The sequence below is a fragment of the Streptomyces sp. NPDC087906 genome, assembly GCF_055584925.1.
Genome location: NZ_JBVJLC010000006.1, coordinates 434,861 through 457,709, shown reverse-complemented (window position 1 = coordinate 457,709; position 22,849 = coordinate 434,861). Strand labels below are relative to the sequence as shown.

Genomic DNA, 22,849 nt, shown 5'->3' with positions numbered 1-22,849 from the left:
CGCCGGGTGCTGTCCACCCTGGCCGCCGCCGGGGTCGCCGCACCGATCCTGGCGGCCTGCTCCGCCCCGAGCAGCCCCGACGACAGCGGCAACAAGGCTCCCGCGCCCACGTCACTGGCCAGCACCCCCAGCAAGCCGGTCACCCTCAACATCCTGGACGTGGCCGGAAATCTGGCCCTGACCAAGCCGATGATCGAGGCATTCACGTCCGCGCACCCCGAAGTCGTCGGCAAGGTCACCTACAGCACGGGTACGGCGCCGCAGTTGGCGTCCAAGGTGCAGGCGCAACAGCAGGCCGACAACGTGCAGATCCACCTGGTGCTGACCGGCACCGACGGGTTGGCCGCCGGTATACAGAAGGGCCTGTGGTACAACCTCAAGCCGTACTACGACACCTTCCTCCCCGGCCTGATGGCCAACTACCAGCCAGCTGCTGCCTCGATGACGTCGCTGGCGCAGGACCAGGGCATCGAGCTGGTCTGGTACCCGTCTGGTCCGCTGCTGGAGTACGACCCGAAGAAGGTCACCAGCCCGCCAGCGACGACGGACGCGCTGCTGGACTGGGCGAAGGCCAATAGGGGGAAGTTCCAGTACGCCCGCCCTGCCAACTCCGGCCCCGGGCGAACCTTTTTGATGGGTCTGCCCTACCTGCTCGGTGACTCCGACCCGACGGACCCGACCAACGGATGGGCGAAGACGTGGGCGTATCTGACGGAGCTGAACAAGTACGTCGATTCCTACCCGGCCGGGACGACCGACACGATGAAGAACCTCGCAGCGGGAACGGTGCACATGGTCGCTTCCACGACGGGTTGGTATATCAATCCGCGGGCCTTGGGCACAGTGCCGCCGGGGATGAAGGTGTCGAAATTCCAGACCTTCACATGGGTGTGTGACGCCCAGTACGGGGTGATTCCCAAAGATGTCTCGTCGAACACGCTGACGGCGGTCCTGCGTCTGCTGGCGTGGATGCTCACCCCGGAGCAGCAGGCGTTCGCCTATGACGAGGGCTACTTCTATCCGGGGCCGGCGGTGAAGGACGTGCCGCTGGACAAAGCGCCCGCCGCGTCGCAGAAGGTCGTCGCGCAGTTCGGTGAGCCGCTGTTCGACACGTGGATCAAGCAGTATCCGATCAAGAATTCCTTGCCGGCCACCACCCAGGTCACCGCCTTCGACCTGTGGGACCGCAAGATCGGCTCGTCAAAGTGACCGCGGTGACCCCGACGAATTCCACCGCATCCGGCATCCGGCCCAAGAACCCGCTCACTGACGATGACCGGATCGGCTCACAGCTGCGCGAGCTGCGCCTGCGGGGCGTGACCCGTGACTACGCGACGCACACCGCGCTGCATCCGCTGGACCTGACCGTGCACGGCGGGGAGTTTGTCGCCCTGCTCGGGCCCTCGGGTTGCGGCAAGACCACCGCGCTGAACTGCCTGGCCGGGCTGCTGCCACTGACCGGGGGTGAGATCACCTTGGACGGGCGGCGCGTGGACACGCTGCCGCCGGAAAAACGCGGATTCGGCATGGTGTTCCAGAACTACGCCCTCTTCCCGCACCTGACCGTGCGGGCGAACATCGCATTCGGCCTGAAGATGCAGAAGATCCCCAAAGCAGACCTAGACCGCCGTGTCGATGCGGTGCTGTCCCTGGTCAGGCTGACCGAGCAGGCCCGCAAGCACCCCGGGCAGCTCTCCGGCGGTCAGCAGCAACGGGTCGCGATCGCCCGCGCCATCGTACTGGAACCGCCGCTGGTTCTCATGGACGAGCCGCTGTCCAACCTGGATGCCGCACTGCGCCTGGAGATGCGCAGCGAGATTCGGCGCATCCACCAGGAATTCGGCCTCACCACCCTGTATGTCACCCACGACCAGGAAGAGGCCCTGTCGCTCGCCGACCGCCTGGTCGTCCTCCACGAGGGCCGCGTCAGCCAGATCGGCACGCCCGCCGACCTCTACGAGCACCCCGCCAACCCGCACGTCGCCGCGTTCATGGGCTACCGCAATCTCCTTTACCTGGAGGCGGCGTCCGCAGACTCCCACGGTGTACTCGCCCGCGGCCGTGGTTTGGAACTACGCGGCACCCCGGTCGGCGACCGCACGCCCGCTGTCGGGGAGCAAGTCGCGGTTGCCGTCCGCCCCGAAGACATCCGCCTCGCCGAAGACGGCGACGAGACCGGCGGCGCCGGCATCGAGGCCGTGGCCGAGATCGTCGAGTACCACGGCCGGCTCTTCCATGTCGAAGCCCTCACCGGCGCGGGCGACCGCATCCACTTCAAGACAGCAGTCCACGCTCACCCGGGCGACACCGTCTCCCTGGCCATCCCCTCCGAGCGGGCCCTGGTCTTCGTTCGCGAATCCGAGGAGTTGCAGGAGGCGACCGGATGAGCGCCGCCGTCCCTCCACCCGTTCCCGCGCCGGACCCACCCGCCCGAACCGCGCTACGACACCGCCTGGCCGAACGCGGCGTCGACCGCACCCTGCTGCTGCTCCTGCCGGGCCTGCTCGCGGTGATCGCCCTGTTCGTCTACCCGTTCCTCTACGGGCTGCAGATATCCTTCCAGCCCGAAAAGGGCGGCTTCTTCGGCTCCTACCACGACTTCTTCACCAACTCCTTCGCTGTCGGCTCCATCAGCATCACCTTCAAACTCGCCATACCCGCCGCGATCATCAACGTCGGCGCCGCCGTGCCGATCTCCTACCGGATGCGGCAGGACTTCCGCGGCAAGCGCCTGCTGCTCGCCCTGCTCGTCGTCCCCATCACGCTCGGCACGGTACTGACCGCCGAAGGCATCCTGGAGTTCTTCGGCCCCGTCGGCTGGTTCAACCAGACCCTGCATGCCCTCCACCTGACCGACTCACCGGTCAAACTCACCTACAACTACTGGGGCGTATTGCTCTCCCTGATCATCAGCGGCTTCCCGTTCGCCTTCTTGCTCACCCACTCCTACCTCTCCGGAATCAACCCGGCTCTGGAGGGCGCCGCCGCCACCCTCGGCGCGGACTGGCGGCAGCGCTTTCGCCACATCACCTTCCCGCTGCTGCTGCCCGGGCTCATGACCACTTTCGTCCTGACCTTCGTCCTGGCCTTCGCGGTGTTCCCCTCCGCGATGATGGTCGGCGATCCCGACGGCAAGACCCACGTCATCTCCGTCGAGGCCTACGAGACCGCCCTGGAGCGGTTCAACTACTCCGAGGGCTCTGCGATCGCGATGGTCATGACTGCCCTGATGCTGGCAGTCATCGGCCTCACGATGGCGCTGCGCTCCCGCCTTTACCGCAGCTCCACAGGAGGCAAGGGATGACCGTCCCCACGATGTCCACATCGCCGGTTGAGGCTCCGCGCCGCCCAGCCCCGGTGCGACGCCGGAGCGTGACCCTGCGCCCGGGCGCCTGGCTGGTCTGGGCCGCCCTCGCAGTCTTCTTCCTGGCTGTGCTCGGCGTCATCGGCTCCGTGGTCGTCAACTCCTTCGGCAGGACCTGGTTCAAGGGCTGGGCACCCCACGGCTACACCACCTCCTGGTACAGCAAGGCATGGAACGAGTTCAACCTCGGCCAGGTCATGTGGGTCACCGTCGAGGTCTCCTTTTTGGTCGTCGCCCTGTCTCTGTTGCTCGGCGTGCCGGCCTCCTACGCCCTGGCCCGCCGTGACTTTCCGGGCAAGAAGATCGTCAATACGCTGTTCGTGCTGCCGATCCTGGTGCCGCCGATCGCCTACGGCATCCCGCTGGCCACCGTGCTGTACAAGTTCCACCTGGCCGGGACGCTCACTGGCGTCGTCCTGGCCAACCTCGTCCCGTCCATCCCGTTCGTGATCTTCACGATGACGCCCTTCATCGAACAGATCGACCCCCGCCTCGAAGCCGCGGCCCGGATGTGCGGCGCTTCCACCCGCTCCGTCCTCCTCCGCATCCTCGGCCCACTCCTCCTGCCCGGCATGCTCGCCGCCGGTATCCTCGTCCTGGTCCGCACGTTCGGCATGTTCGAACTGACCTTCCTCACCTCAGGACCCGACAGCCAGACCCTCATCGTGTCCCTCTTCTCCGCCGTCTTCTCGGCCGGTATCCGTAGCCCCCAGTCCATCGACGCCATGGCCGTCATCTACACCGCGTCCATGGCGGTGCTGCTCCTGATCGCACTGCGGTTCGTCAATCCCACCCAGTTGGTCGCGCGCAGCTCGCAGTGACGCCCCCAATCTGGAGGACCGTGCCACGGACTTTCCGAACACAAGTGCGGTCGGCCGACGATCCTACGAATGACCGTCTCAGACCCTCGCTTGGGAGGTAGGACAAGCTCAGCGCGGATGCGTAACGCGAGCGCGGGCACGCAGAGGAAGTACGCCTTTGCGGTAGCGGTCTGGCTGGGGTTCCTTGATGCGGCGGGCCGGGCTTGGCACAACGCCGGCGAAGAGGACGTCGCCGGGGTCAAGTTCTGGGGATGACTGACGAGGCAAAAGTTTGTGCCTGACGCCCGTGGGGCAACGTCGACCCCGCCACCAAGTCGGACAGTACATCCCACGATCGTGTCCCACCGGGAACTCATCCATGCCACGCGCCGGCTCCGGCTACCTCCAGCCGGCGCAGCTCACAGTCAGCGGGCGATTGAGATCGCGAACGGTGTGAATCCGGTGGAACGGATGATGTGAGGGACGAACAGGATCGCGGCCTCCGTGGCGCGGGCGGTCTGAATCCCGCCGAGGTCGGTGATCCATTCCCTTTGCCAGCCGAGGTCGGTGAGCAGTTCGCGGACGCACTGCTTGGCCTGCGCGTCCTCGCCGGAGAGGAACACGGTCGGTGTCTGGGCGAGCGTGTCCGGCGAGGTCATCACCGGGAAGAGCATGGTGTTGAGTGTCTTGACGACGCGCGTTTCGGGGAGCGCCTTCTGGAGCTGTTCGGCCAGGCTCGAGCCGGGGTAGATCAGATCGGCGGGCAGCCCGTCCGGTCCGTCGGTGGTGGCGTTGGAGACGTCGACGAGGATCTTGTCCCGGAGTTCTTCGCGCAGAGCGGCGAGCCGGTCCAGCGAGCCGGCGCCCGGGGTGGCGTTGATGACGATCCGGGCAGTCCGGGCGGCGTCGGCGGCGGTGCCCGGCGTGCGGTCCGCCACTGTCACTTCGTGTCCTGCCCGGGCGAGGGCTGCGGCCAGGTTGCCGCCGACGCGGCCGTTTCCGAGAACTGCGATCTTGGTCATGATGATCTGGTCCTTCCGTGGGCGTGCGGGTTGTAGTGCGCGGTCAGCGCGAGAGCGTGGACACGGCCTCGGCGTGGACGCCCGGCGCGGCGGCCACAAAGCTCTGGCTTTGGGGGGTCCAGGGGCGGCCCTCGGCGTCGGAGATCCGTCCGCCGGCCTCGGTGACGAGCAGCGCTCCGGGAAGCAGGTCCGCGCGGGCGCCGGCGAACTGCCAGAAGGCGTCGATCCGGCCGGCGGCTACGTTCAGCAGGTGCAGGGTGGCGGGCACGGCGACGCGGACGACGAGCGCGTCGAAGAGCATCGCGGTGATCGAGGAACCGACCCGCCGCACGACCTTTTCGTCCTCGTCCGGCCGGGCCTGGCTGGTGGCCACGATGCTCAGGCCGAGGTCGGCGGTCTGGGAGACGTGCAGCGGCCGGCCGTCGAGGTGGGCCCCCGCGCCGGTGAGCGCGGTGTAGGTCTCGCCGGTCAACGGCAGGTGCACTGCGGTGAGCACCGGCTGGTTCTCTCGCACGAGGGTGGCGGTCACCGCCCACTCCGGCAGGGCGTGCAGGTGGTTGACGTTGCCCTCGGCCGGATCCACGACCCACCACTCGCCGGCCGGCAGCGCCCCGCCGTCCAGCTCGTCCTCCACCCAGCCGGCCTGCGGACGCAGGCTCGTGAGACGGGGACGCAGGATGTCGAGAGCCGCGTCGTCGTTGACGGCCAGCGCGCGCATCAGCTCTTGGCGGCTCCGGTGGCGGACCACCTCGCCGAAGCGCTCGCGCAGCGCCGAACCCGCCTCACGCACGGCGATCACGGTCTGGGCGAGCAGGTCGGCTTCGGAGGCGGCGACGTTGGTGGTCTGGAGCGTTTCGGACATGGCGGTATTCCCGTCTGAGGAGGGGTGCTGAGGCCGGTCGAGGGCCGAACTGCGCGTTACTTCTTGCGCTTCGCCTCAACGGTAGGCAGCCCGGCGATTAACTTCAATTGCATGTCAGGCACGGTTAGAATTACTCACATGCAATTGGATTTGAACCTGCTCGCCGCGCTCGACGCGCTGCTGGAGGAGGGCAGTGTGGCCGGGGCGGCGGCGCGCCTGCACGTCACCGCCCCCGCGATGAGCCGCAGTCTGGGCCGGATCCGGCGCACGACCGGGGATCAGATCCTCGTGCGCACCGGCCGCACGATGACCCCGACGCCGTATGCGATCGCCGTCCGGGAACAGGTGCACGAGCTGCTGCACCAGGTCCAGGGGGTGCTGGCACCGAGCCGTGAACTCGATCTGGCAACGTTCGAGCGCACGTTCACACTCCGCTGGCACGATTCCCTCGTCGCCTTGAGCGGCCCCGCACTGCTCGCGGCCGTGCGTGGACAGGCGCCGGGCGTGCGACTGCGCTTCGTCGCGGAATCGAGCATCGACACCCCCGAATTGCGGCGCGGCGAGGTCGACCTGGAGGCGAACTCCAACCGCCCGAGCGCACCGGACATCCGTGCCGAGAACGTGGGCGAGACCCGCCTCGTCGTCGTCGCGAGGATGGGGCACCCCCTCACCCGCGTCAGGACCCTCACCGCACAGCAGTACGCCGACGCTGAACACGTCACCGTCTCGCGCCGTGGAAACCTCACCAACGCCATCGACGACGCCCTCGCCCGGCTCGGCCTCACCCGCCGTGTGGTGGCGACCGCGCCCACGGAAGGGGCCGCTCTGGAGTTCGCGCGCGGCTCCGACATCCTGATCAGCGTCCCCGAAGCCACCACGCGGTCAGCGGTTGCCGACCTCGGCCTGGTCGTGCTCCCCCTCCCGCTCGATCTGCCGTCGGCACCGATATACCTGTCATGGCATCAGCGCTACGACACCGATCATGCCCACGCCTGGCTGCGCGGACTGGCGCGAACCGCGCTGGCCGGGTGCGGAGCGTCGTAGTCGGCGCCGTGGCTGCGTCACTCATACGTCCACGGTCCACGCGACCACCACGGCGATCTGCTTGAACGTCAGCAGCGGCTTGTCCGTGCGGTTGCTGGCCGTGGAGGCGGCCAGACCGACGCCTGCGGCTCACCATCGCGGCTCGCCGGTGCGCAGATCAATCTCACCGGGATTTCCTGTACCTCAACTACTTTCCAGGAGTCGGCCGTTCACTGGCGCGGGACCTACCGCCCTCAAGCCATAACAAGGGCGAGTTCGGCCGCCAGACGCCCCGCCGCGTGACAGCGCGAGGCTGAGGCCCGGCCCTCCCACACGTTGATACGTATCCCGCCAGACCTGCTTGCCGCGGCCGACCGGGGCGCCAAGCCGGTCGCCCTCACCGCCCGGCGCCGTGCCGAGACACCTCGGCAGGTGGGGCCCTTGTCCATGGACTACCTGCGGGTCCGTGGACAGTGACGTCGAGGGTCTGCTGTCGCTATACGAGCCGAGCAGCGACGGCTCGGCCGCCTCGTGGCCCGGGGACGTCCGCGGACCAAGGTCGAGCCCGCGGCATGGCCACGTGACCTCTGACCTGATCGTCGTGGACACCAGCCGACGACCAGCACCAGGTCGATCGATCGCCGGTGCTCACGCACGGCATGCACGTCGTAGCGCGTGAAATCGCCCGCGATGCAGACCAGGCGCGGGCCGCCCCACCGAACCTGGGACGCCGCCGTCACGCCGAGCCGGCCGCGGACCAGATGCTCGAACTCGGCACGGCGGTCAATCAACCACGCCAGATAAAACAAACCCTGGTCGATGACCCCGGCATCGACACCGCGCTTGTACCCCACGATTGCCGGCGACCCGTTCTCGTCCATTCCGAGCGAATCGATCCGGCTCCCGCGAACCGCATCAGCACTCTCAACAAGTCCTCCGCTGGTTCCCACCACAGCCGGCCGGTACCGGCGCCGGGATCAAGGCGTCTCTGATCGAAGACGAGTGCCCGCACGCCGGCCTCCCCTGCCGGCTTTACGGGCGCGCTCACACCTGCGCGTAACCACCGTCGGCGAAGAGTTCGGCACCGTTGACGTAACTCGATGCGTCCGAGGCAAGGAACGTCGTCACGGCGGCGATCTCCTCGGGTTCGGCGAGCCGGCCAAGAGGGACGTCGCCTTCGGCCTGCTTGAGAACCTCGGGCGGCACCAGCTCGAGCAGACCCGGGGTGCGTGTACCGCCTGGGGATACGACGTTGACCCGGAAGCCATGGGTGCGCGAGCTGAGGGCCCAACCGCGGGCGAGGTTGCGGACTGCGGCCTTCGACGCCGCGTAGACCTCGAGTCCCTGACTGGGCCGTGTCGTGGCGGTCGATCCTGTGAGAATCACCGAAGCGTTGGCGCTGAGCAGTGGCAGCGCTTGTTGCAGGGTGAAGATCGTTCCCTTGACGTTGGTGGCGAACACCGAGTCGATCAGCTCCTCGGTCACCTCGCCGAACGGAGCCGCGGTGCCGATGCCGGCGTTGGCGACCAGCACGTCGATGCGGCCGGCCTCGTCGCGCACGGTGCTGTAGAACGCGTCGAGGTCTGAGGGCACCGAAATATCACAGACCACGCCAGTTACGGCAGGTCCGAGCTCGGCGGCCGCAGCATCGAGCGCGTCCTTGCGGCGCCCGGTGATGAAAACCTTCGCGCCCTCGTCGCGGAATGCGCGTGCGGTCGCGAATCCGATGCCGGAGCTACCCCCCGTGACCACGGCGACCTTGTCCGTGAGTGACTTGCTCATTCTTCTCACCTCGTTGATTGACCTCCCGATGGTCGTAACGCTACTTGTTACGACCATCTGTTGCAACCTTTGCTGTTACGACTGCGCCGTCGTAACGTAAGGAGTTGCGGCCGAGAGGAGGGGCTCATGAGTGCCAACAGCAGGTTGACCATTGCCGCCCACGCGCTGGCCTGGATCGGCCTATACCAGCGCCAGGGCCATGAAGTCGCCACCTCCGAGCAGATCGCGACCAGCGCGAACACCAACCCCGTGGTGATCAGACGGCTGCTCGGCGAGCTGCGCAGGGCCGGGCTCGTGGAGTCCCGGCGGGGTGTGGGCGCGGGCTGGTCCCTGGCGCGCGAGCTGGGGTCGATGACCCTGCTCGACGTGTACCAGGCAGTGGAACCCGGCCCGCTGTTCGGGTTGCACCGCGCCACCCCGGATCAGGGATGCGTGGTGGGGTACGGCATTCAGCCGGCGATGCAGGGCATCTACGAGGGCATCGAGGAGACCTTGAGGCACGAACTGGCCGGCGTGACGCTCGAGAACGTACTCCGGGACGTACTCGCGGCACCTCCTCGTACAGCGCAGCCTGATGCGGGTCCTGGCGCAGCGGGTGCGGGTCGCCATGCCGGAGTCGCAGGAGAGGCCACCGTCCATGACCGAGAGTGATCCGGCCGCCGCCGCCCGCGTGCCCTGCCTCGTCTGCGGCAATCTGACGCTGACCGAGCGGGGCTTCTACGAGATCTGCCCGGTGTGCGGCTGGGAGGACGACGGGTCGGACTACAGCGACCCGGACCGCTACGTCGGCGGCCCCAACCACGTGTCGCTGCGCGAAGCGCGGCAGAACTACGCCGAGTTCGGGGCGTCGGAGCAGCGCAGGGCCGGCCGGGTGCGGCGCCCGCTCCCGGAGGAACTGCCGGGCGGCTGACGGCAACGGGTCCCCTCCCCTGCCTGCCCTGCCCGCCCGTCACACCCACGACTTCTCGTCGTAGAAAGCCCGCGACAGCCGTACCCGCACCCGCTGGGCGAGGCCGGTTCTGCGGGTCACGCCGTTGTTGTCCGTCGCGGGGCCGAGCTGGAACGGCTGCGGCTGTTCGCCCTGCGTCAGGGTGAACAGTTCGGCAGGCGAAAGCCGCTCGTGCGCACCTCGACGAACTCGCCGTGCGGCAGCCGCTTGACGATGCCGGTCTCCCTGCCGTGCAGCACCTTCTCCCGGTCGCGCTGCCGCAGTCCCAGACAGACGCGTCGGGTCACGACGAAGACGATCACCGGCATGCACGGCGGGAGAGCCACCGCAGTGACCTCTACGGCAGACCGTCGTTGAGCAGGCCCCGTAGCGGAGCCCTGGGAACGCCTCCCCGTTCGTTCCCAGGGCTTCGAGCTGTGCGCGGCCGGTGCGCATCCCGGGCTGGGGCCCTTGAACGGGCGGACCTCCGGGCGGGGGTGAGGCCGGCCCGTTCGAGGGCACCGATGTGACAGGACTATCAGCGGCGTCTTCTGAAATGGCCGTCCTGATACAGCTTGTAGATGACCACTGAGGCCATGACGAACCACACGGCCAGGAACGCCCACTTGAACCATGGGGGTCCGTCCGGCCTGTTGTCCTGGGCCAGCTCCGAGGCGGCCACGATGAGGGGCTTCATACCTGTCCGATGCCCGGTCCGCCGACCAGCACGCAGCCTCACCCTGTCCCGCCCTCTTACCGAAATCGTTCTGCGATATTGCTGACCTGCAGGGGCCTGTCTAGGCTCCCCGCCGCATGGCGGCCGCGGTAGCAGTTCGCGCCTGTTTCACGTTGCCTGTTGCGTCGATGCTGACGGCCAGTGAGCGGACCATCCTTTCAGGGTGTTTATCGAGCGGTGTATCTCCTTCGCGCCCTGCTGCGGGCGAAGGTGAAGAGGCGGGTGAGTGGGCATCTGCTCTGCTTGCGCTAGCTCACGGCAAGGTCTGCTGCATTGAGAGAAGAGTGCATGAACCCCCATCTGGTCCACCCCGTCGTGACCTGGCTGCGGCCGAGTATCCGCCTTGCTCTGGAGCGGGGTTCGGTGCCGCTCGTTGGCTATCCTCACCCGCTGCACGAGGTGTGGCCGGTGCGCGAGGATCTGGTCAGGCACTGCCAGAGCAGAAGTCAGTACCTCCCCTCAATGGCTGTCGAAGGCATGGAGGCGATGATCGACGCCTGCGTGACCCTTCTGTGGTGTGAGTGCCGCGGTGCACGTGTTCCGCTGAGCGTCACGGACCGCCATGCAAGGGAGAAGGCCAGCCAGCGGCTGCCGGTATGTCTGATGTCGCCCATGCTGGCCGCAGTGCGGCAATGGGCCGAACATACCCGCCTCCTCGACCAACCTGAGGTGCTCGACGTATGGCTGATGAACATCCTGACCGCCGCGATCAGCGCCCTCGCTGCCCAAGCCGCCCCGGTGATCGCACCTGAGCACGCCGCACTGATCACTGTTGAAGTCAGCGACGCCGGACCGGATCCGGTTCGGCTGGCCTCCGTGTGTTCGCTGCCGTCCAAGGACCTGGGACGCCGCAATTTCGCGCCTCCCGACGACTGGGAGGAACTGTGCGAGGTCCTGGGCTTCGGCTGGCGGACCGGCAACACCCCGACCTGCGTGTACGGCTGGACCGGCTCATGGGCAATGACTTACGGCACTGCCGACCGCGAGGCCATGGGGTGGTTCATGTGCGGAATCGACGACCATGCTCTCGTCGTCAGGGACGGCTTCACCTCCCACGCTATCCACCTTCCCCAGCCCCGCTCAGGGACCGATGATGCTCCGGTCAGCGCGGTCGAGGTCACTGCCGGCGCCATGGACATCGACCTTCAGGAATGTGTGCACGCCCTTACCACGACCGTGCCCGACACCGGCCTGGCTATGCCCGACGGGGTGAGCGACGACCTGTGGTGGCTGGTCAACGGCTATGACTGTGCCGGCCCGGGCTACATCTGGCACGGCCGCGCCCCATTTCCCGACGAGCTCACCGAGATGAGCCTGAGCATCTGGACAGCCGGCTGTTACGACATCCCCTACGACTGCGCCTACGGAAATGTCCTGACCCACGCCCGCTACCTCATCGGCAAGCTCGACGCTCAAGGCGTCGACCGCTCCCTGTCCCACCACGCAATCGCCGGATGCCTTCTGCGCAACGTCACGGGCATCCTGACCGGCACCGACCAGTCATCCGGCTGCCTGGGCACTCTGAACTGGTACCTGTGGGCCTTGGTGATCTCCCGCTACAGCCCTGGGCACCTCCTTGCCGGCGCCGCGCACCAAGTCGCCCCCGAGATCATCACCGCCCTTCGGACAACAACCCCGCACGGTGACCATCTGCCCAGCCGCGAAGCATGGCACCTCGCCTGTCAGGGCTCCAGCAACCCCTGCGCCACCTGCGTCACTCTCCCCCTGGCAGCCGTTCTCGACACCCCCCGCACCGACCACCGTTCGCCCGTGCTCGCCCACCGGGTGCCGCTGGCCCCTGACGTCCTGGGCACCGTCGACGCCAGTCAGGTCGATTGGGAAACCGTGGAAGTCTTCGACCGGTGGATCAGCCAAGCCCTCGGCCTCGCCGCCCACGGAGACCACCAGCCGATCCCCCAACTGGACCACGACAGCAATGACTTCCTGATCCGGCTCATGCGCCTCGCCGTCCAGGACAGGAACAAGGTCCCAGCGACCGTCGCCCTGTGTGCCCTGATCTCCATGGCCGAACGCCGCAACATCTCCCGCCTGCTCGGTGTCCTCAACCTCCGCAGCCGGACCGCGCTTGCACACCGCCACGCCACAGCGATGGGATCCAGTTCACCCACCGGTGAAGTTCCCTGAGACGGATCCGGTGGGCTCGTGGTTCTCGGCATTCATGCCGAGAAGACTGCCGCTGCTGTGTCGCCAATACGTCGCAGCATCTGCGCTCTGGTAGATGTCCGGCCTGACGCGGGTGTCACTGTGCCCGAGGGAGTCACGACATGATCTTCCCGTCGATGACGGCGGTGAGCATGAGGGGGCCGCGCATCGGCGGAAGTCGTGCAGCCGGGATCGACGGAAGGTCGGACGCAGTCCACCGTCATGGCACTGCTGCCTGGTTCCTGCCCCCCCCCCGGCCGCGGCTACCAAGCGAGCCGATACCCAGGCGGAGTGTCTTGTAACGGATACCTGCGATTCATCCTGACTGTGTCACAGGGTGGGTGGGGGTGAACCGGGCTGCTGCGTCTGGCGTTTGATCAATTGAGATCAACAAGGAACAACGCCGAAAGGGCACTCCACATGCGACTCAGCCGTACGCGCACCCGCACGCTCGCCGCTCTGGCCATCCTGAGCGCCGCCGGCCTGTTCCTCACGGCGTGCGACTCCGACTCCGTCGCCGACGCTTCCGGGAGCAACTCCAACTCCAGCGCCAGCGCGAGTCCCGGCGCGAGTGCCGATCCCACCACGAGCGACAGTGACGACAGTGCCAACTCGGGTTCGGACGACGATGCCAATGACGCCGCGGGCAGTGGCACTGACAACGGTCCTGTCGACAACCCCGATGCCCCTGGTGCCGACGGGACGTTCAGTGGCGTACTGACCTACTTGGCACCGGGCAAGCTGCTGGTCGGGGAGCGTGCCTTCTGGGTCGCCGTGGACACCGAAATTGTCGGTGGCGACATCTGCGGAGATCCCGAGACGTCGGAAGCCGAGAAGTGCAGTCCGGACGAGCTTGATGCCGCTGCTAAGAGCGGCAACCTGAATGTCGAAGTGACCATCAAGAAGGGCAACGCCGAGCGCGTCCAGCAGGCCTCGTAGTCGTGGCCGGGCGGCCCGCACCTCGTTGTCCGGCTTGGCCGAGGCTGTCCACGGGTGCGGGCCGTCAGGCGAGGATGACGCTTGGCCACCAGGGTGGGACGTTGCCCTCTCCGCACAGTGGGACCGGGTAAGAGTCCGGCATACCGAGCCATGTGATGACGAACCACGTGAGCCAGAGGGCCACAACGAGGCTTGTGGCCAGGGCAGTTCCTGCAGCCGTCAGTTGGGACGTCAGGCGAACAGGAGCTGAGCTTCTGTGCTGTCGACGAAGGCGCCGGAGGGGTCGGCGGCTGTGAGGGCGGCGCGTAGATCGTGGCCGAAAGCGGCCAACCGGTCACCAAGGACAGCGGGTGAGCAGAAGGCCCTGGTGTACTGCCGGCCGACCACCTCGTCGAGCGTCACGCTGATCGTGTACGGGAAGCGAAGATCCCTGATCCAACTGAACGGTGATCCGGCCCCGCCCCGCAAGCAAGGCAACACGCCGCACGGGGCGTTGTCCGGCTGCGGGCGTTGGAGGTGGGGCTGGGCGTGTCAGGCGCGCTGCACGTGGCGAACCAGCCACATCAGCAGGGCGTCCAGGTCGGCGGCGGCCGAGAGGACCCGCTCCAGCGCCTCGGAGGTATGCAGCCACTCCTCGCAGCCGAGGGGACGGGCGGCGATCAGCGAACGGTGGCGCAGCAGGTTCGTGCGGGAGTGGTCCGTCGGATAGTCGCGCGGGGGGCGTTTCATCACGTCCCCGGAGATGTCGTAGCCCTTCTTCCGCACGTCCTCGACGATGGCGGACAGTTCGCGGCCGCTCCCCTCGGAGGCCACGGCTTTGCGGAACATGTCCACCTGGCCGGGATCGGGGTACCACCAGGCGCCCTGGATCCGCAGACCGTCCAGGTCGAACCGGAGACCGATCTCGATCTTGCGGCCGAGCCGGATCACCGCGCCCTGGTGCTGCCACCACCAGGAGCCGGTGCGGTAGTGCCAGACGGAGAAGTCCTCGTACCGAGGGTCGGTGTCCGCGACCTCGTTGAGCAGGGCGATCATCGGCTGCCGGACCAGGCGTTCGCGGTCCGCGCGGTAGCGCTCGCGGGTCGCATGCGTCGGTTCGCCCTGGAGCTGCAACAACACGTCCATGGCCCGCTCCGGCCAGCCGGCGAACTGTCCGCGCATGCCCGCAGGATAGCTCACCCATGATCCGCGCGCGGGGAGAGTAAGACGGGCAGCGAGACGTAACCCCAGACACGGTGGGAGGTGCTGCGGCGGGCTGAGGGCTCCGCTGCCGGGAACGTAGATCGGTGTCAACGAGGTTACGACCCCTCCGAACCCTCCGTGAAGACGGTGGCGTGGTCGGCGGCCCACTGGCGAAACGTTCGCGGCGCCGTCCCGAGGATGTCGGCCACCGCAGTGGTGATGTACGCGGGCTGTCCGACCGCCGCACTCCACGCGGTGAGCAGCATGTCGACGACCGAGCTGGGCGCCGTCCCCTCCGACAGGCTCCGGAACTCGTCCGGCGTCATCTCCTGGAATGCGATCCGGCGCCCCAAGGCGTCAGCGATAACGTCCACCTGCGCGGCGTGGGTCAGCGATTCGGGGCCCGTAAGGACGTAGTCGCCTCCGACGTATCCGTCCTGATACAGCGTCCGCGCCGCGACGGCTGCGACGTCGCGGTCGTCGACGGGTGCCGTCTCGGCAGCGCCGTAAGGCCACCGGACTACCTCACCGGCCCGGATGACGGGCACCCACCAGGCCAGCGAGTTCGACGCAAGCATCCCAGGCCGGATGATCGTCGACTCGAGTCCGGTGGCCCCGATGAGCCGCTCGATGTCGGCGTGCAGCATCGCCATGGGATTGGGCTGCTGGAAGAAGGGGTGCGGCGTCTGGTGCGGGGAGGAGAGAAAGACGACCCGCTGCACGTGGACTGCCAGCCGCTCGACGACTGCCGCGGCGGTCTGAGGCGGAGCGGTCCACACGAGGAAGACCGCACCGACTCCATCCAATGCCGGGTCGAGCGACTCGGGCACAGTGAGGTCGCCGGTGAAGACCTCGGCCTTCGCAGGCAGCTTCGCCGCCGCCTCGGAGCGATGGGTGAGGGCGCGGACCGGCACACCCGCGTCGAGGAGACGGTCGATGACGACGCGGCCGACCCGACCCGTCGCCCCGGTTACGAGCACGGGAGGAATGTCTATCTGATTCATGTCACCCATGGAAACGTTACTCAGTTAAAAAAGCAACTCGGTCATAAATGTTACTCTGGTCATATGAGCGAGCCGACCGGACTCAGGGCACGCAAGAAGGAACGGACGCGCGACGCCATCGGCGACACGGCCGTCGCGCTGTTCTTGGAGCGCGGCTTCGACCGCGTCTCGGTCAACGACATCGCCGCTGCGGCCGAGATCTCCAAGCCGACCCTCTTCCGGTACTTCCCCACCAAGGAAGACCTGGTGCTGCACCGGTTCGCGGACCACCAGGGCGAGGCGGCACGCGTCCTACGTGACCGCAGGTCCGGCATCAAGCCGATGACGGCGCTGCACCGCCACTTCCGGGACGGCCTCGATCGGTACGATCCCGTCACCGGCCTCAACGATCATCCCGAGGTGGTGGCGTTCCATCGGCTGGTCTTCACCACACCGAGCCTGGCGGGACGGCTCACGCGGTACCAACTCGAGGATGAGGAGGCACTGGCAGACGCCCTCGGCGAAGGCATCCAGGCACGCCTGCGAGCCGCCCAGGTACTCGCGGTCCAACGGGTGCTCGCCCGGACCAACTGGCAGAAGATCGCCGACGGTCGAATCGCCCACGACGTCCACCCCGAGGCCGTAGCCGATGCCGACCAGGCATTCAGCCAACTGCAGTGACAGGCGACGCTCCCGGTCGAAAAAGGCTCCGCAGCCCAGTGCACGCGTCGCCACGGGCCACCGGCCAGGGCCGCCTCTGCGGGGGCGCTGCGCAGGAGTTGACCCGCGATCACGGCCGTGCGCTGGAGGGCTCCAGGCACAGTCCGATCCGGGTACGAGTGGGTGGATCTGTCACCGCACCATGCGCGGCATTCACGGGGTCGGCTCCATCGTGATCTGCTTGAGCTCCATCCGCCCGGCGACGACACCGCTTTCGAAGGTTGCCCGATACGGGTGCGTCGTCACCGTCACGGCCAGCTCAATCAGCCGCTCCCGGAACCGTGCCACCTCCGCCTTCTGGGCGTCGGTGTAGCCGGGCCTGTCGGGGAATTCGGCCCGGTAGTGGTCGCTGTAGAGGACCTTGTCGCCCGACCAGCCGGGGGCGGCGGCTGAGCCGGGCCGGATCGGTCAGCACGGCTATGGAGATCGTCCTTGCCCTCAGCGATGGCTACGACGTAGAGCGCTAAACCGTAGGTACACGCATCAGCACGAAGGCCTGAACGTCAGTCAACTGGCGGCGGTGCGGTGGTGTTCGGCGTTGATGCGTTTCGCTTCTTCGAGCTGGTCTTCGAGGATGACGATGCGGCACGCGGCCTCGATCGGGGTGCCCTGGTCGACGAGTTCCCGGGCGCGCGCCGCGATGCGCAGTTGGTAGCGGGAGTAGCGGCGGTGTCCGCCCTGGGAGCGCAGGGGGGTGATGAGGCGGGCCTCGCCGATGGCGCGGAGGAAGCCCTGGGTGGTGTTGAGCATCTCGGCGGCCCGGCCCATGGTGTAGGCGGGGTAGTCGTCGTCGTCAAGACGGCTGAACGAGTCGTCTGCTGTCATCTCGCCTCTCTGTGGAACACGCTGGAGGGGCCTTGGTGCCGTACGGCACCAAGGCCCCGAAGGAACTGCTACACCATCTGCCGGCCGACTACCGCGCCGGCCTTCTGTGTCCGCACACCCACCCGGGAGAGGACGGGACTTGCGGGGATCGCGGTTGCTTGACCGGAGACCACCTCACTATCGATGTCCTGCGGTACCCGGGCTCACGTCATCCACCCGGGCGATCCTGATGGCGCCTGGCTCCTCCGTTCTTCCCTCTGGACCAACTCACTTCGTACTGCTGATACTTCGCACTACTCGTACTGCGTACTGCTGGTGACCTGGCACAAGCGTCACTCTTCGGCAGCCAGCCCCGTCGCCTCTCCTGCGTCCGCTCCGGCTTAGAACCCCACTGCCGAACTTCCCGGTGCGCGCGCCCGCAGCCGGCGCCTTCACCAGGGTGCTGCTCACTTACCCACACTGCTGGATACTGCGAACTGCACCTGCGCGTACCGCCATTGCGGTACCGCTCGCGGCGGCCCCTGATCACTGCGGGCCACCCGGTCCGGTCGTCAGCCCCGTCGCCGTCCTGCAAAAACCCTGGCTTCGAAACTCCACCACCGCACCGCTCTGCGTACTGCAACTACCTGCACTACTGCCCGGCAGTTCGTCCCTGCCGGGCCTTCCTGATCTCGGCTACGAGAGAAACCATAACCACACCACCCACCAATGTCTACTCCAGCCAACATAGATTTTCGCGTCTTCGTCAGCGAGGTAATTGAGCCTCGTCGGGTTGAAGGGTCGCTGGGCGGGCAGAACGGGTGGGTACGCAGGACCGGCCGTGGACGAGCCAAAGAACAGGGTGAGTTTGATGGAGACGATGTGCGTCGACACCGAAGCCGTTCGCTCCGCGACCGCCGTCTCCGACGCACGGGAGCGCACGCGGGCCTTCCTCGAAACCCTCCGACAGCGGGCCCTCGACGCCGAGGCGGCCGACACCATCGTCCTGGTCGTCTCCGAACTCGTCACCAACGCCCTGCGGCACGGCGGCGGTACCTACACCCTGCGCCTGACCGCCCACCCCGACTATGTCGAGGTGGCCGTCGATGACCCCAGCCCGCAGGAACCGCGCATGCGCACACCCGACCTGAACGGTGGGACCGGAGGCTTCGGCTGGGCGATGGTCAACCACCTCGCCCACGCCACCACGGTGACCCGCCGGCCGTCCGGCGGCAAGACGGTAAGCGCCCTCCTCCCCCGCTAGCACCAACATTTCGCATGCCACCCGCGGGCCGAGATGAGCCAGAGCACTCCGGATGTCCCGCCGGTGCCGGGCCCTCTCTTCCCCTCGATTCAGCTTCGCCGGACCTCCCGGGAGACCCGCGCAGTCGAGGAAGCGATCTGGGCGTCTCCTCCGCATCCGGCCGATGTCGGCGGCCTGGCTGACGGAGTCCCAGCCCAGCCGTGCGCAGTCCAAGATACGGCGCTGGTGGCCGCGGGCGTAGCTGCGCATGAGGTGGAACGCGGCGTCGGGGTCGGTGTTCCAGCGCTCGGAGAGAACGCCTTTGGCCTGCTCGATAAGGACGCGGCTGGTGAGCGCCTGCTCCATCTGCACCTTTTCGTGATGCCCCGGTCAAGACCGCGCTGCTGCAGGAGGACGACGGCGGCGACATCGGCCAGTGCCTGGGCGAGGGACGCATCCCGCTCGCCCAGGCACTGCCGGCTGGTGTGGAGGAGATTCATCGCTCCCACGGCACGGTTGCGCAGCCGAAGCGGGAAGACGTGGGAGGTCTGAAAGCCGTTCCGACAGGCCCGGGCGGCGTAGGCGGGCCACGTCGCCGTAGCCGTGGGGTTACTCAAGTCGATGTCGAGGCAAGCGGTTTCGCTGCGGTAAGTCTCGACGCAGGGGCCCTGGTCGTACTGAAGGGCGAAAAGTTTCAACAGGTGCGCGTTGTCGTCGGACGCTGCGACGGTGTCGAGGATGCCTTTCTCACTGGCCGGGAGGATGCCGGCGGCTGAGACTCCAAGCAGGTTGACGCAGAGCGCACATGACTCCTGGAGAAACTCGACGGGATCGAAGTCATCGATCAGGGAGTCAGCGATCGTCACGACGTCCGACGATATCTACCATTCGGGGCACATGGAAAAATCCCCTACCCTCTCCGGATGAACCGGGTTTGGGGCCGTGCCCAGCGGAAGACGCAGGAACCGACATCTTCCGGGACGTCCCGTTGGGGCTGCCACGGCCTGCAGGTGTGAGTACGCAGTGATCATTCTTCGACGAGCAGTCCGGCGCGGAGTTGGGTCAGTGTGCGCGACAGAATCCGTGAGACGTGCATCTGGGAGATGCCCAGCCGCTCGCCGATCTCGGCCTGGGTCAGTTCCTGGCCGAAGCGCAGCTCCAGGATGAGGCGTTCGCGCTCGTCGAGGGTGGCCAGAAGCGGTGCGAGGCTGTGGAAGTCCTCGATGAGTTCCATGGCGGGATCGCAGGCTCCGACGAAGTCGGCGAGCGATGTGGTTCGCGGCTCGGAACTGGAGTCGGTGGGCAGGTCGAGGGAGTCGCTGTTGTAGCCGTTGGACGCGATCAGGCCCTCGATGACCTCGTTCTCGGTCAGCCTCATGTGCGCGGCGAGCTCGCGCACCGTGGGGTCGCGGTCCAGGATGACTGCCAGTTGGTCTTTGGCACGCGCGAGTTCGACGCGCAGCACCTGCAGTCGGCGCGGTACGTGGACGGCCCAGGTGGTGTCGCGGAAGAACCGCTTGATCTCGCCGGTGATGTAGGGGATCGCGAACGTGGTGAATTCCACCTCGCGCGAGAGTTCGAACCGGTCGATCGCCTTGATCAGCCCGATCGTTCCGACCTGCACGATGTCTTCCATCTGATCCGCCCGGTTGCGGAAGCGCTTCGCCGCGAACTTGACCAGGGACAGGTTCATCTCGATCAGGGTGTTGCGGACGTCCTGGTATTCGCGGGTGCCTTCCTCCAGCGCCTGGAGCCGGTCGAAGAACAGCTTCGACAGGTCCCGGGCATCCTTCGGTGCGATCTTCTGCGCGTCCTCGATCTGCGGCAGGCCGCCGGTCCGGGCATCACCCTCGGATATTCCGGCCGCTTCCCCGACCAGAACCGCGGACGGACCCGACATACGCGTGGACATGGTTCCTCTTCGAGTCAGGGTGGTGACGTTTCGGGGCGGCTGGTTCCCGGCCGACCCGTCCGTACACGTGAAGGACAAGGGAAAATCAGCGCTGTCATGCACCGGCGACGCCGACTGGGCCACCGCTCGGCCCCGGGTGTCAGGCAGGGGTCTCAGGCGGCCTGGACCAGCTCCGCCCGTCCGAACAGCAGCGCGTAGCCGGCGGGGAGCCTTCCGAGAACACGGCTAAGGAGGCCGGGGCCGGCGAGGGCGCCGAGCGCGCTGAAGACCGAGCCGGCGTCCCACCGCGCGACGGCGGGAGTGGTGCCGGTGCGGGTGGCAAGGTCTTTGACGAAGCCCCAGCCGGTGAGCGGCTCAGCAGCAGGCACCTGCGCGGTAAAAACCAGGGCCGCCTCGATGGGGAGGCAGGCTGTGAGAGCGGAGCGTTCCTGGCCGGTCAGTTGCCGGCCAAGGCCCGCAAGCACAGCCCGTGCCGCGTGCTCGGCACGTTCCCGGGTGGGATAGGCGCCCTCGTACCGGATCTTCTCCAGCATCTCTTCGTACGACATCGCCGCAGGGTCCTGGGTCGGCTCGGGGCGGTACATCTCTCAGCTCACCTTTCTCACAGCAGAAGTTCGACGCCGATGTCGGACAGGCTGCGGACACCAGCGCGTGGAGGACCGGAGAGGTCAGTCGGTGAATCGACGAGGCTCGCCAGTGTCAGTGGGGGACGGGATGCGGGGATCGTGTCCCGCCCCCCACTGTCGGAGGGCCCGGCTCAGCCGGAGATCTCCCGCCGACCGCTGGCCCCGCCGATGGTGATCTTGCGGGGCTTGGCGCGCTCAGCGATCGGGATCCGCAGCGTCAGAACACCCGCCTCGCAGTTGGCCTCGATGCGTTCCGTATCCAGCGTGTCGGCAAGAACGATCTGCCGGGAGAACACACCCAGGGGCCGCTCGGCCAGTTCCATCTGCACGGTGTCGGCCCCGCCCACCGGGCGGCGCTCAGCCCTGACGGTGAGCATATTCCGCTCCACGTCGATGTCGATCGCGTCCGGCGTGACACCGGGAAGATCGAAGACCACGACGTAGTCGTCACCGTCACGGTATGCGTCCATCGGCATCGCGGCCGGCCGCGAAGACGTACCAGAGCCCATCAACTGCTGCGTGAGCCGGTCGAGTTCACGGAAAGGGTCAGTGCGCATCAGCATCGCGAAACACCTCCAAAGTCCGGGCAGTACCGCCCATGCGCTTCACCTGGAATCCGTTGTAGCATGTCATCCAATGGATGACAAGAACGGTGTCGTCGATAGGGTGACAACACCGGAGGAGGTTCGAATGCCAGCACCGAATCCGCCCACCCCACCCCGGACGGACAAGCAGAGCCCGGTCTCCTTCCTCGCCGCCGCGGCCGCCCTGGAAGCGATCGGCAAAGCCGTTGAGGCCGCCCAGAACCACACCTCCGAGCGGCCTGACACCCCTGTCGCAGACCCCCAGGACGCTCTGAATTCCCTACTGCTGCTGCGCCAGGTACGTGAACAGCTCGCCGGATGGGAGACGGGCCTGGTCGAAACGGCACGCCACGCTGGTGCGAGCTGGGCGGACCTCGCCCACCCCCTCGGCGTCGCCAGCCGACAAGCCGCCGAACGCCGCTACCTGCGACAGCGCCCCGGAGCCGCCGGAAGCACCGGCGAACAGCGCGTACAGGCAACACGCGACCGCCGGGCCGCAGACCGCAACGTCACCACCTGGGCCCGCGACAACGCAGCCGACCTACGCCGCCTCGCCGGCCAAATCACCGCCCTCACCGACCTACCGGCCACCGCGAGGGACCCGATCCGCCACCTGCACCAGGCCCTCGCCGACAACGACCCCGCCGAACTCCTGGCCCCCCTGGCCGCCACCGCCCCGCACCTGCGACCCCGCCACCCCGAACTCGCCGACCACGTCGACACCCTCACCGACCACACCCACCACCTGCGCCACCCCAACGACCACTGACCCACAATCCGACCAGCCACCACTACCGGCCGAATTCCCCGACAGCCGTGACCACTCCGAGGCAGAAGGGGGAGGTAGCGCGGTTCCAGGAACGACTGACCGGACTGACCGCGACGGAAACGACGCACTAGGTGCAGACCCGAGCGGGAGAGCCGGAGTTGAGGAACACGGCGTGCCCCCCCAAGCCGCCATCACCGCTATCTGGGACGGCACCGAACGCATCACCAAAACTGCCCTCGATGCGGTACAACTCGACTACCTCGCCGAAACCCACCACCGCCCCCGCACCCGCTAACCCCACCCATCACACAGACAAAAGAAGCAGCAACACCCCAGGCCAGCCAGCACCCCACACACCAACACGCCCCCCTTCCAGCGTCAGGACCCCGTCCAGGACGGCCGGTTGC

General features: G+C 67.4%; 23 protein-coding genes and 5 pseudogenes. 12 read left to right on the top strand and 16 right to left on the bottom strand.

Translation table 11 applies throughout. From position 1 onward, the window contains the following. Positions 1 to 6 precede the first annotated feature (6 nt). From ACZ63I_RS20945 to ACZ63I_RS20930, 4 genes are all read left to right on the top strand, one after another. Entirely contained in the window at positions 7 to 1,209 is a 1,203-nt protein-coding gene (locus tag ACZ63I_RS20945) for an extracellular solute-binding protein (RefSeq protein ID WP_469340472.1), read from the top strand. Then, on the top strand, positions 1,206 to 2,387 hold the full coding sequence (locus ACZ63I_RS20940) for an ABC transporter ATP-binding protein (protein ID WP_469340471.1): 1,182 nt from the start codon (positions 1,206 to 1,208) through the stop codon (positions 2,385 to 2,387). The genes ACZ63I_RS20945 and ACZ63I_RS20940 overlap by 4 nt, the downstream gene beginning before the upstream one ends. Further along, positions 2,384 to 3,304, top strand: a complete 921-nt coding sequence (locus ACZ63I_RS20935; RefSeq protein WP_042002237.1) for an ABC transporter permease — start codon at positions 2,384 to 2,386, stop codon at positions 3,302 to 3,304. The genes ACZ63I_RS20940 and ACZ63I_RS20935 overlap by 4 nt, the downstream gene beginning before the upstream one ends. A 68-nt stretch (positions 3,305 to 3,372) precedes the next feature. Continuing rightward, entirely contained in the window at positions 3,373 to 4,185 is an 813-nt protein-coding gene (locus ACZ63I_RS20930; protein WP_042002235.1) for an ABC transporter permease, read from the top strand. Between the two features lie 404 nt (positions 4,186 to 4,589). Here ACZ63I_RS20930 and ACZ63I_RS20925 read toward each other — a convergent pair whose 3' ends face one another. Together ACZ63I_RS20925 and ACZ63I_RS20920 are read right to left on the bottom strand one after the other, a co-directional pair. After that, positions 4,590 to 5,186: an NADPH-dependent F420 reductase gene (locus ACZ63I_RS20925; protein WP_469340470.1), complete on the bottom strand. Its 597-nt coding sequence runs from the start codon at positions 5,184 to 5,186 to the stop codon at positions 4,590 to 4,592. A gap of 43 nt (positions 5,187 to 5,229) precedes the next feature. Continuing rightward, positions 5,230 to 6,048 (bottom strand): inositol monophosphatase family protein, encoded by an 819-nt coding sequence (locus tag ACZ63I_RS20920; RefSeq protein ID WP_469340469.1) that lies wholly within the window; start codon positions 6,046 to 6,048, stop codon positions 5,230 to 5,232. Positions 6,049 to 6,186: 138 nt separating this feature from the next. Between ACZ63I_RS20920 and ACZ63I_RS20915 the strand changes: the two genes are divergently transcribed. Further along, on the top strand, positions 6,187 to 7,092 hold the full coding sequence (locus ACZ63I_RS20915; RefSeq protein WP_469340530.1) for a LysR family transcriptional regulator: 906 nt from the start codon (positions 6,187 to 6,189) through the stop codon (positions 7,090 to 7,092). Positions 7,093 to 7,694: 602 nt separating this feature from the next. Here the strand turns inward: ACZ63I_RS20915 and ACZ63I_RS20910 are convergent. Both ACZ63I_RS20910 and ACZ63I_RS20905 read right to left on the bottom strand, forming a co-directional pair. Further along, positions 7,695 to 7,982, bottom strand: a pseudogene (locus ACZ63I_RS20910) (DUF5655 domain-containing protein); the annotation flags it as partial. 133 nt (positions 7,983 to 8,115) lie between these two features. After that, complete coding sequence (locus ACZ63I_RS20905) at positions 8,116 to 8,853, bottom strand: SDR family NAD(P)-dependent oxidoreductase (RefSeq protein ID WP_469340468.1); 738 nt, start codon at positions 8,851 to 8,853, stop codon at positions 8,116 to 8,118. A 126-nt stretch (positions 8,854 to 8,979) separates the two neighbouring features. Between ACZ63I_RS20905 and ACZ63I_RS20900 the strand changes: the two are divergent. Both ACZ63I_RS20900 and ACZ63I_RS20895 read left to right on the top strand, forming a co-directional pair. Further along, positions 8,980 to 9,408: pseudogene (locus tag ACZ63I_RS20900) on the top strand (Rrf2 family transcriptional regulator); the annotation flags it as partial. An 82-nt stretch (positions 9,409 to 9,490) separates the two neighbouring features. Next, complete coding sequence (locus tag ACZ63I_RS20895; RefSeq protein WP_469340467.1) at positions 9,491 to 9,763, top strand: CPCC family cysteine-rich protein; 273 nt, start codon at positions 9,491 to 9,493, stop codon at positions 9,761 to 9,763. Positions 9,764 to 9,802: 39 nt separating this feature from the next. Here ACZ63I_RS20895 and ACZ63I_RS20890 read toward each other — a convergent pair. Then, positions 9,803 to 10,107, bottom strand: a pseudogene (locus ACZ63I_RS20890) (cytochrome bc1 complex cytochrome b subunit); the annotation flags it as partial. A gap of 212 nt (positions 10,108 to 10,319) precedes the next feature. Continuing rightward, entirely contained in the window at positions 10,320 to 10,478 is a 159-nt protein-coding gene (locus tag ACZ63I_RS20885; RefSeq protein ID WP_328584922.1) for a hypothetical protein, read from the bottom strand. A gap of 327 nt (positions 10,479 to 10,805) precedes the next feature. Between ACZ63I_RS20885 and ACZ63I_RS20880 the strand changes: the two genes are divergently transcribed. Further along, a complete protein-coding gene (locus tag ACZ63I_RS20880; RefSeq protein WP_469340466.1) occupies positions 10,806 to 12,662 on the top strand; it encodes a hypothetical protein in 1,857 nt (618 codons plus the stop codon). Between the two features lie 438 nt (positions 12,663 to 13,100). Then, on the top strand, positions 13,101 to 13,619 hold the full coding sequence (locus tag ACZ63I_RS20875; protein WP_469340465.1) for a hypothetical protein: 519 nt from the start codon (positions 13,101 to 13,103) through the stop codon (positions 13,617 to 13,619). 231 nt (positions 13,620 to 13,850) lie between these two features. On the opposite strand, the gene ACZ63I_RS20870 is transcribed toward ACZ63I_RS20875, so the two are convergent. The 3 genes from ACZ63I_RS20870 to ACZ63I_RS20860 form a co-directional block, all read right to left on the bottom strand. Continuing rightward, positions 13,851 to 14,021, bottom strand: coding sequence for a hypothetical protein (locus tag ACZ63I_RS20870; protein ID WP_469340464.1), 171 nt, complete (start codon positions 14,019 to 14,021; stop codon positions 13,851 to 13,853). Between the two features lie 129 nt (positions 14,022 to 14,150). Continuing rightward, a complete protein-coding gene (locus ACZ63I_RS20865; protein ID WP_469340463.1) occupies positions 14,151 to 14,780 on the bottom strand; it encodes a DUF2461 family protein in 630 nt (209 codons plus the stop codon). 137 nt (positions 14,781 to 14,917) lie between these two features. Continuing rightward, positions 14,918 to 15,814, bottom strand: coding sequence for an NAD(P)H-binding protein (locus tag ACZ63I_RS20860; protein ID WP_469340462.1), 897 nt, complete (start codon positions 15,812 to 15,814; stop codon positions 14,918 to 14,920). 54 nt (positions 15,815 to 15,868) lie between these two features. On the opposite strand from ACZ63I_RS20860, the gene ACZ63I_RS20855 reads away from it, so the two are divergent. After that, on the top strand, positions 15,869 to 16,465 hold the full coding sequence (locus tag ACZ63I_RS20855) for a TetR/AcrR family transcriptional regulator (protein ID WP_469340461.1): 597 nt from the start codon (positions 15,869 to 15,871) through the stop codon (positions 16,463 to 16,465). Between the two features lie 192 nt (positions 16,466 to 16,657). Here ACZ63I_RS20855 and ACZ63I_RS20850 read toward each other — a convergent pair whose 3' ends face one another. Together ACZ63I_RS20850 and ACZ63I_RS20845 are read right to left on the bottom strand one after the other, a co-directional pair. Next, complete coding sequence (locus ACZ63I_RS20850; RefSeq protein ID WP_469340460.1) at positions 16,658 to 16,792, bottom strand: hypothetical protein; 135 nt, start codon at positions 16,790 to 16,792, stop codon at positions 16,658 to 16,660. Positions 16,793 to 17,011: 219 nt separating this feature from the next. Beyond that, complete coding sequence (locus tag ACZ63I_RS20845; RefSeq protein ID WP_469340459.1) at positions 17,012 to 17,329, bottom strand: helix-turn-helix domain-containing protein; 318 nt, start codon at positions 17,327 to 17,329, stop codon at positions 17,012 to 17,014. 850 nt (positions 17,330 to 18,179) lie between these two features. Between ACZ63I_RS20845 and ACZ63I_RS20840 the strand changes: the two genes are divergently transcribed. Next, the gene (locus tag ACZ63I_RS20840; RefSeq protein ID WP_469340529.1) at positions 18,180 to 18,572 is read left to right on the top strand and encodes an ATP-binding protein; all 393 of its coding nucleotides are present in this window, start codon (positions 18,180 to 18,182) and stop codon (positions 18,570 to 18,572) included. 258 nt (positions 18,573 to 18,830) lie between these two features. Here ACZ63I_RS20840 and ACZ63I_RS20835 read toward each other — a convergent pair. The 5 genes and pseudogenes from ACZ63I_RS20835 to ACZ63I_RS20815 form a co-directional block, all read right to left on the bottom strand. Beyond that, positions 18,831 to 18,917 (bottom strand): annotated as a pseudogene (locus ACZ63I_RS20835) (ANTAR domain-containing protein); the annotation flags it as partial. A 104-nt stretch (positions 18,918 to 19,021) separates the two neighbouring features. Further along, positions 19,022 to 19,417 (bottom strand): annotated as a pseudogene (locus ACZ63I_RS20830) (transcriptional regulator); the annotation flags it as partial. Between the two features lie 161 nt (positions 19,418 to 19,578). Next, positions 19,579 to 20,463 carry a SigB/SigF/SigG family RNA polymerase sigma factor gene (locus ACZ63I_RS20825; protein WP_469340458.1) on the bottom strand — a complete coding sequence of 295 codons (885 nt, stop codon included), beginning with the start codon at positions 20,461 to 20,463 and terminating at the stop codon, positions 19,579 to 19,581. A gap of 152 nt (positions 20,464 to 20,615) precedes the next feature. Next, a complete protein-coding gene (locus tag ACZ63I_RS20820; RefSeq protein WP_328584909.1) occupies positions 20,616 to 21,047 on the bottom strand; it encodes a DUF2267 domain-containing protein in 432 nt (143 codons plus the stop codon). A 173-nt stretch (positions 21,048 to 21,220) separates the two neighbouring features. Beyond that, positions 21,221 to 21,652 carry an Hsp20/alpha crystallin family protein gene (locus ACZ63I_RS20815; protein WP_469340457.1) on the bottom strand — a complete coding sequence of 144 codons (432 nt, stop codon included), beginning with the start codon at positions 21,650 to 21,652 and terminating at the stop codon, positions 21,221 to 21,223. A gap of 127 nt (positions 21,653 to 21,779) precedes the next feature. On the opposite strand from ACZ63I_RS20815, the gene ACZ63I_RS20810 reads away from it, so the two are divergent. Further along, positions 21,780 to 22,442 (top strand): type III effector protein, encoded by a 663-nt coding sequence (locus ACZ63I_RS20810; RefSeq protein ID WP_469340456.1) that lies wholly within the window; start codon positions 21,780 to 21,782, stop codon positions 22,440 to 22,442. The last annotated feature ends 407 nt before the right edge of the window (positions 22,443 to 22,849 follow it).